The 7,263-nt window shown below is 66.0% G+C and carries 8 protein-coding genes; 4 read left to right on the top strand and 4 right to left on the bottom strand.

Going from position 1 to position 7,263, the window contains the following annotated elements:
* On the bottom strand, positions 1–338 hold a 338-nt coding region (locus tag AAGI46_14275), incomplete at its 3' end, for a hypothetical protein (GenBank protein MEM1013374.1).
* A gap of 34 nt (positions 339–372) precedes the next feature.
* On the opposite strand from AAGI46_14275, the gene AAGI46_14270 reads away from it, so the two are divergent.
* The 4 genes from AAGI46_14270 to AAGI46_14255 all read left to right on the top strand — a co-directional run bounded on the left by AAGI46_14270 (position 373) and on the right by AAGI46_14255 (position 5,167).
* Positions 373–1,563, top strand: coding sequence for a Gfo/Idh/MocA family oxidoreductase (locus tag AAGI46_14270; GenBank protein MEM1013373.1), 1,191 nt, complete (start codon positions 373–375; stop codon positions 1,561–1,563).
* 28 nt (positions 1,564–1,591) lie between these two features.
* Positions 1,592–2,449, top strand: a complete 858-nt coding sequence (locus AAGI46_14265; protein MEM1013372.1) for a hypothetical protein — start codon at positions 1,592–1,594, stop codon at positions 2,447–2,449.
* Positions 2,450–2,480: 31 nt separating this feature from the next.
* On the top strand, positions 2,481–4,052 hold the full coding sequence (locus AAGI46_14260; GenBank protein ID MEM1013371.1) for an FAD-dependent oxidoreductase: 1,572 nt from the start codon (positions 2,481–2,483) through the stop codon (positions 4,050–4,052).
* A 62-nt stretch (positions 4,053–4,114) separates the two neighbouring features.
* Positions 4,115–5,167: a Gfo/Idh/MocA family oxidoreductase gene (locus tag AAGI46_14255; GenBank protein ID MEM1013370.1), complete on the top strand. Its 1,053-nt coding sequence runs from the start codon at positions 4,115–4,117 to the stop codon at positions 5,165–5,167.
* 76 nt (positions 5,168–5,243) lie between these two features.
* Here the strand turns inward: AAGI46_14255 and AAGI46_14250 are convergent, their stop codons facing one another.
* The 3 genes from AAGI46_14250 to AAGI46_14240 form a co-directional block, all read right to left on the bottom strand.
* Positions 5,244–5,582, bottom strand: coding sequence for a Rieske (2Fe-2S) protein (locus tag AAGI46_14250; GenBank protein MEM1013369.1), 339 nt, complete (start codon positions 5,580–5,582; stop codon positions 5,244–5,246).
* Positions 5,583–5,657: 75 nt separating this feature from the next.
* Positions 5,658–6,434, bottom strand: coding sequence for a Bax inhibitor-1 family protein (locus AAGI46_14245; protein ID MEM1013368.1), 777 nt, complete (start codon positions 6,432–6,434; stop codon positions 5,658–5,660).
* 334 nt (positions 6,435–6,768) lie between these two features.
* The gene (locus AAGI46_14240) at positions 6,769–7,074 is read right to left on the bottom strand and encodes a hypothetical protein (protein ID MEM1013367.1); all 306 of its coding nucleotides are present in this window, start codon (positions 7,072–7,074) and stop codon (positions 6,769–6,771) included.
* Positions 7,075–7,263 lie beyond the last annotated feature (189 nt).

The following is a 7,263-nucleotide window of genomic DNA, read 5'->3' as shown; positions in this document are numbered from 1 at the left end:
GCGACGAGGCGATCGCCACTTTCGTGACGGATCGCGATGCTTCGACCACGCGGTTCGAAGTCGCTGACTTCCGAGCTCTCCATTTCGACGCTGAGCCGCGGCCGGGCGAGCACGGCAGTACCGCCCTCGCCGTCGTCGACATCGCCCATGATCTCGTGGCTCGCCTCCTCGAGCGTAATGACATCGCCCTCACCCAACTCGAAGCGCTTCTCGGCCATGGCGTAGTAGCCGTCGGGAAGAAGGCCGTCGTTGAACCGGGTGCGAAGAAGAGCGATCCAACCGACGTGGAAGTCGTGCCACGCGCCCGCGTCCACCCGTGTCCAGTCGTGAATCGGCATGACACCCATCGTACCGCCGCGGTATAACGCGGCGATGCCGGATACTCCGATTCACGTCTGCCTCATCGGCCAGAAGTTCATGGGCCGAACGCACTCCAACGCCTACAGCCAGGTCGGCAGATTCTTCGACCTCGCCAGGCCGTTCGACATGCACACGATCTGCGGCCGCGACCGCGACGACCTCGAGGCCTTCCGACAGCGCTGGGGCTGGCACAACGCCAGCGTCGACTGGAAAGAGACCGTCGCGAACCCAGACATCGAACTCGTCGACATCGGCACGCCCAACCACGTCCACCGCGACATGGCGATCGCCTCGCTCGAAGCCGGCAAGCACGTCGCGTGCGAAAAGCCGCTGGCCAACACCCTCGACGCCGCCCGCGAGATGCGCAACGCCGCGGCGAGTGCCAAGGGCACCACGAGCGTCTGGTACAACTACCGCCGCTGCCCGTCGATGGCCTTTGCCCATCAGCTTGTTGCATCCGGCAAGCTCGGCCGGATCTATCACGTTCGCGGCTTCTACCTGCAGGACTGGGCCGGGCCGGACGCGCCGCTCGTCTGGCGATTCCAGGGTGACGTCGCCGGCAGCGGCTCGCTGGGCGACCTGTGTGCCCACTCGATCGACTCGGCCCGCTTCATCACGGGCCTCGAGTTCGAAACCGTCGGCGGTGCGGTGCTCAAGACGTTCATCGAAGAGCGTCCCATCCCCGACGACGCCGGCGGCGAGATCAGCGGCAAGGGTGCGTCCGGCGGCAGCAAAATGGGTAAGAGCACCGTCGACGACGCTGTCATCTTCACGGCCGGCCTGACGGGCGGAGCCATCGCCACCTTCGAAGCGACGCGTCTCTCCACCGGCAACAAGAACGGCAACCGCCTGGAAATCCACGGCGAAAAGGGCGCGATCCGCTGGAACTTCGCCCGCATGGGTGAGCTGGAGTGGTACGACGCGACGCTGCCCGACGGCGAGCAGGGCTGGAGCACGATCCGTGTCAGCGACGGCTCCGTCGGCCACCCGTACGCCGCCGCCTACTGGCCCGTCGGGCACCACATCGGGTACGAGCACTCGTTCGTCAACCAGGCCGCGGACATCAATGCGGTGCTGAGTGGCAACGCCCCGGTCGTCCCGCTGCCGGACTTCGCCGACGCCTATGAGACCCAACGCGTCCTCGCGGCAGTGACGAAGTCGGCAGAGACGAAGTCGGTCGTGTCGCTGAGCGATGTGACGTGAAACGCCGACTTCTGGAACAAGCAATGGCATGAGCGTCGCCGAAGCTGGCATCGTCTGCGTGAGCTGCGGCTACGACCTTCGTGGCCAGCCGGTCGAAGGCCGCTGTCCCGAATGCGGGCAGCGCGTGTCGGCATCAATCCCGGAAACGCTGCCGGCACTCTCGCCGTCGGAGCTGCGAGTCGCCCATCGCGGCTCCCTGCTGCTGAGCATCTCCGGCCTGGCGGCGGTCGCGTTCGTCGCCGGGACCTTCTTCCTCTTCCTCATCCCGTTCTGGAACGAGCGGAAGAGCCTGCCGTTCCCGCTTCGGTTCTCTGCGATGATGTGTCCGATCATCGTTGTCTGCGGCGTGCTCGGCTATCGACAGCTGCGACGCGTCGTCCCACGCGACGTCGATCCCGACTCTATTGATTTTGGTGCGTTGGTCGGCTGGGTCGTCGCCCTCGGTTTCACCGGTCACTGGGCTGCGATGATGTGGCTGGCCAGGACGCGGTATCGGCACGAGCAAGACGACATCATCTGGCTGTCGCTCGTAACGTTCTTCGCCATCTCCCTTGCCCCGGTCTGGACGCTCGGTGTCGACCGAATGCTGCGCGTCATGGTGTTGCGGACAACGGGTGTGTCCGCCCCACGACCTTCAAACTGGCAGCTGCTCCACGAAGCGACTCGTGGGATCCCGTGCCTTGTCATGATCATCTTCCTCATGTTGCTAGTCCTTGAGTTGGCAGATCACGCTTTTTCCGTGGGTGGCTCGTTGCTGGAGGGCCTAGCGACGATCGGACTGCCATCGGCCCTGTTGACTTGGCTCGGTCTGATGCTGCTGCACTCGGTCCGTGCGTTGGATGCTCGCTACGCCACGGTCTTCCGGATTGACGGCGATCGGCAGTAGCGACCCCGGTCGGGTTCGATACGGTGCCGCCATGCCGACGCCCCACTACTTCCTGCCGGAACGCATCCTCCGAAGCGACGAACGACTCGACGTCGACGTCTGCATCTACGGCGGGACGGCGTCGGGAGTCATCGCCGCCAAGACCGCGGCCGACGAGGGACTAAGCGTGGCCATCCTCAATCCCGCGTTCATGCTGGGCGGGATGACCACCGGCGGGCTCGGATGGACCGACTTCGGGCACAAAGACGTCATCGGCGGACGCGCCAGGCAGTTCTACCGAGACCTCGGCACCGAGTACGGCCGCGACGAGGAGTGGGCGTTCGAGCCCAGCGTCGCCCAACGCGTCATCGACCGCTACGCCGAAGCTTCGGGCGCGACGGTTCGACACGGCACGTTCCTCGCCTCTTGCGACGTTGACGCAGACGGCAGGATCACGGAGATCGCGATGCTCGGCGGCCTGCGATGCCGGGCGAAGGTCTTCGTCGACTGCGCCTACGAGGGCGACCTCATGGCACAGGCGGGCGTGCCCTACTCCGTCGGCCGGGAGAGCAACGCGACCTTCGGCGAGACCATCAACGGCGTCCAGGTTCGCCACAAGCACCAGTTCGACCATCCCGTCGATCCGTACGTCGTGCCGGGCGATCCGAACTCCGGCGTGCTCTACGGCGTCGAGCCACGCGACGCCGCACCCGCCGGCTCGGGTGACGGCCGGGTCCAGGCGTACAACTTCCGCGTCTGCCTGACCGACGACGACGCGATCCGCGTTCCGTTCGCCGCTCCCGACGGCTACGACCCGGCCCACTACGAGCTGGCCGCGCGGTGGCTGGCGACCTTCGACCGACTCGGGCCCGACGACTTCAACTACTCGCTGCGTGAAGACGGGCTGATCCGCAAGTTCGATCGCCTCGCCAAACCGCACAAGACCGACGCGAACAACCACGGCGCCGTCTCCAGCGACTTCATCGGTCAGAGCTGGACATGGCCCGAGGCCGGGTTCGCCCGGCGCGAGCGGCTGTTCCAGGAGCACGTCCGCTGGCAGCGTGGCTTCTACTACTTCATGGCCAACGACGAGCGTGTGCCGGACCACATTCGCAGCGCCTACGCCACCTGGGGCATGGCCCGGGACGAGTACGTCGAGACCGATCACTGGCCGCATCAGCTCTACGTCCGCGAGGCCCGGCGACTCCGCGGCAAGGCGACACTCACCGAGGCCGACGTCACGCTGAAGCACGTCTGCGACGACCCGATCGCGATGGGCAGCTACATGATGGACAGCCACAACGTCCAGCGGATCATCCGCGACGGCCGGGTCTTCAACGAGGGCGACGTCCAGTTGAAAGGGCCCGGGCCGTACGTCGTGTCGCAGGGCTGTATCACGCCCCCCGACGGGTCGTGCCCCAACCTGCTCGTTGCCGTCTGTGCCTCGGCCAGCCACATCGCCTTCGGCAGCCTGCGGATGGAGCCCGTGTTCATGATCATGGGCGAGTCCGCGGCACTGGCGGCGAGCCTGGCCGTCAAGGAAGGCACGTCGGTGCAGGACGTGCCGTACGCCAAGCTCCGTCCCAAGCTCGAAGCGGCAGAGCAGGTCATCGGTTCCTCCTGAACCCGGACGAGTCGTCGGTCCGTCTGGCATGCCGGCGATCCTCGTCGTAGAGTGCCCGGCCCATGTCCGAACGCATCGTTTCCTACGTCGCAATGGGTGCCGGCGCCATCAATCAGCGTCGTCACCTGCCCGAGATCCACAAGCACGCCAACAGCAAGCTCGTCGCCCTGTGCGACCCGAACGAGGCTCGGGCCAAGGAGATCGCGGCCCACTACGACATCCCGTACTTCACGGACCACAAGGAGATGCTGGCCAAGGTCGACTCTGACGCGGCCGTCGTCGGCACGCCCAACGCGCTGCACGCGCCCCAGACCATCGACGCCCACAACGCCGGCCGGCACGTCCTGGTCGAGAAGCCGATGGCCACCACGCGTGAAGACGCCAAGGCGATGATCGCGGCTCGCGACAAGAGCGGGAAGTTCCTGATGATCGGCATGAACCAGCGACTCATGCCGCCCCACGTCGCCGCCAAGGAAATCCTTGACTCTGGCAAGCTCGGCAAAATCCTGACCTACGAGACCAACTTCAAGCACCCCGGGGCCGACGGCTGGAGTGTCGACGGCATCGAGAGCTGGTTCTTCAAGAAGGAACTGGCCGGCATGGGCGTCTGCGGCGACCTGGGCATCCACAAGGCCGACCTCATGCGCTACCTCACCGGCGACGAGTTCGCCAAGATCGGCGGCTTCGTCAAGACGCTCGCAAAACGCTACCCGGATGGCTCGCCTGTCGAGGTCGACGACAACGCCTTCCTCGAATGCGAGATGGCGAGCGGGGCCATCGGTTCCGTCCACATCTCCTGGACCAACTTCGGCCGTATCGGCGATAACGGCACACGCCTCTTCTGCGAGAACGGCGTCATGCGCATCGGCGAAGAAGGCGACTGGGCGGACGGCGTCATGGTCGACTACCGCGGCGGCCGGAAAGAACGCATCAAGGCCGGTGCCATGGCCACCAACGAGAAGCAAACCGACTCCGGCGTCGCGGCCATGCTGACCCACAGCATCCTCACCAACACCCCGCCCGAAATCAGCGGCGAAGAAGGCTACAAGGCCCTCAACGTCGTCATCACCGGCATCGAAGCCGCCGCTGAGGGTGTGATCAAGACGATCGGCTGAACGACAAGTGACTAGGAGCTAGGCGCTAGGGACTAGGACCAGAGCAGAGAATCTGCCTAGTCCCTAGTCCCTATTTTCACGTCATCGGCAGGTCCGCCTGGACCTGCTGCTTGCCGTCGTTGTCGACGATGCGGCTGTCGTAAATGGCGATTTCGAAGCCGGGCATGTCGATGTAGTCGCCGGTGTCGACGCGGAAGCCCCAGCCGTGCCAGGGGCAGATCGCGCACATCACGCCGCCCTGCTCTTCGAGGTAGCCCGACGCCATCGACCCGCCGGCGTGCGGGCAGAGGTTGTCCATCACCCGCGGCGTCTCGCCATCCAGGAACACGGCCAGCTCTCGGCCGTCGATGTCGACGAAGGTGCCTTCGCCCTGACGGCTCAGCTCGTCCAGATCACACAGCGTCGTCCACGGCATGGGCGACTTTAGAGCAGAAACGAACAACGCCGGACCAAAAGGTCCGGCGTCGGGTGGTTGGTGAAAGCGAGACGGCTAGTCGCGGTTCTGAAGCAGCATGAGTAGTTGCAGCACGTACCAGAACAGCGTTGCGATGCTGGCGAAGAGCGCGAGGCTCGCCGCGACGTGGCTGCCGACCGGGTAGGTGTGCAGGACGTTGCTGGTCTCGTACAGGACGAAGCCGCTCATCAGAACGACGCCGAAGACGATGAAGATCAGGCCCAGCTCGAATCCGAAGATCAGGCTCCCGATGAAGATGCCGATGAGCCCCAGCACGCCGACGGCCAGGATGCCGCCGAGCCAGTTGAAGTTGGCCCCGGTCACGAAGACGAAGCCGGTCAGTCCGCCGACAATGAGGGCCGTGACGAGCACAGCCGTCGGGATCAGTCCGAAACTGGTGCCGTCATCGCTTCCGGTGAAGGTCGTCGCGACCACGAGCAGCGGCAGAAGGATCAGCGACTGGGCGATCGTGTAGAGCGTCAGTCCTGCATACGCCTTCCCGCTGTCGACCCCTTCGATCGCCCATTTCTGGGCCACATAGCTGACGGCCGCGAAGGCGATGAGGATGCCGACCCAGCCGAAGCCACCGAACCCGCCGAACACGGCACCGGTGATCGACAGCAAGGTGTCTCGCGGGACGATCGCGAAGTAGAGCAGCTCCAGGGCCACCAGCGCCGCGACGGCGGCGGCGAGGTGGCTGTAGGTCTTTTTCAGGAAGTCGGCGCGGGTCTCGGCCGGGGCCTCGCTGACGGGCAAGGCGCTGGCACCGGCACCCCAAGCCGATGACGAGGTCGTTTGATACTGGTTACGCATGGTGAGTCTCTGCGGTGTGTTCACCCGCAACATCGGCAACCGGCCGACGCGTTGCGGAGCGATTCCAGTTTATTCCCCATCCGACGGCTCCGCCTGCTGCTGGGTGCGGGCACGAACGGATTGCGTCTCGGTGAGACGCACGCCTGCCCGAGACGGTGTCGCAAACGCTTCCGGTCCGTCATCCTGAGCGAGCGCAGCGAGTCGAAGGACCTCGCGTGTCGAGTGTCGCAGGCAACCAGGCGAGGTCCCTCGGCTGCGCTCGGGATGACGGATCGGACGTCTTGGTGGTCTTCGGGACGCAGGCAAACCTGCTCGCCGTTTTGGCTTGTGGGGGTCAGCGTTCCGCGCTCGTCGTCGGCTCGGACTCGGTCGCATCGCGGATGGCGCGTTGCTTCCGCGTGTTGCCCATCACGACGATCACGAACGCCACGACGGCCGCGGCGCCGGTGAAAACGGCAAACGCGAAGCCCAGCGCTCGCCCGGCCTCGAGCCAACCGGCTGCGACGGCGATCACCCATCCGACTGCTGCCAGGAGTGCCGCACCTTCGAGGATCAATGCCAGCAGGCACCCGCGAGCAAAGTCGCGCCGCTGAGCCAATCGCTCCGCTTCCTTCTGGCTCCGGGGCAATCCGTCCGTCACAGTGGTCAGGTTACGGGTCTGCGTGGGTCGGGAGTCGGGAGTCGAAGAGGAACGCTACCGATGCGTGGGAGTTGCCCGATGCCCCGGGGGGGGCGAAGCCGGCGCCCCCCGGGGGGGGGGGGGCCCGGGGGCGCGCGGGCGCGGGCCCCCGGGGGGGGGGGGGGGGGGGGGGGGGGGGGGGGCGGGGGG

The sequence above is a fragment of the Planctomycetota bacterium genome, assembly GCA_038746835.1.
GTDB lineage: Bacteria > Planctomycetota > Phycisphaerae > Tepidisphaerales > Tepidisphaeraceae > JBCDKH01.
This window is presented reverse-complemented; position numbering and strand designations above follow the sequence as displayed.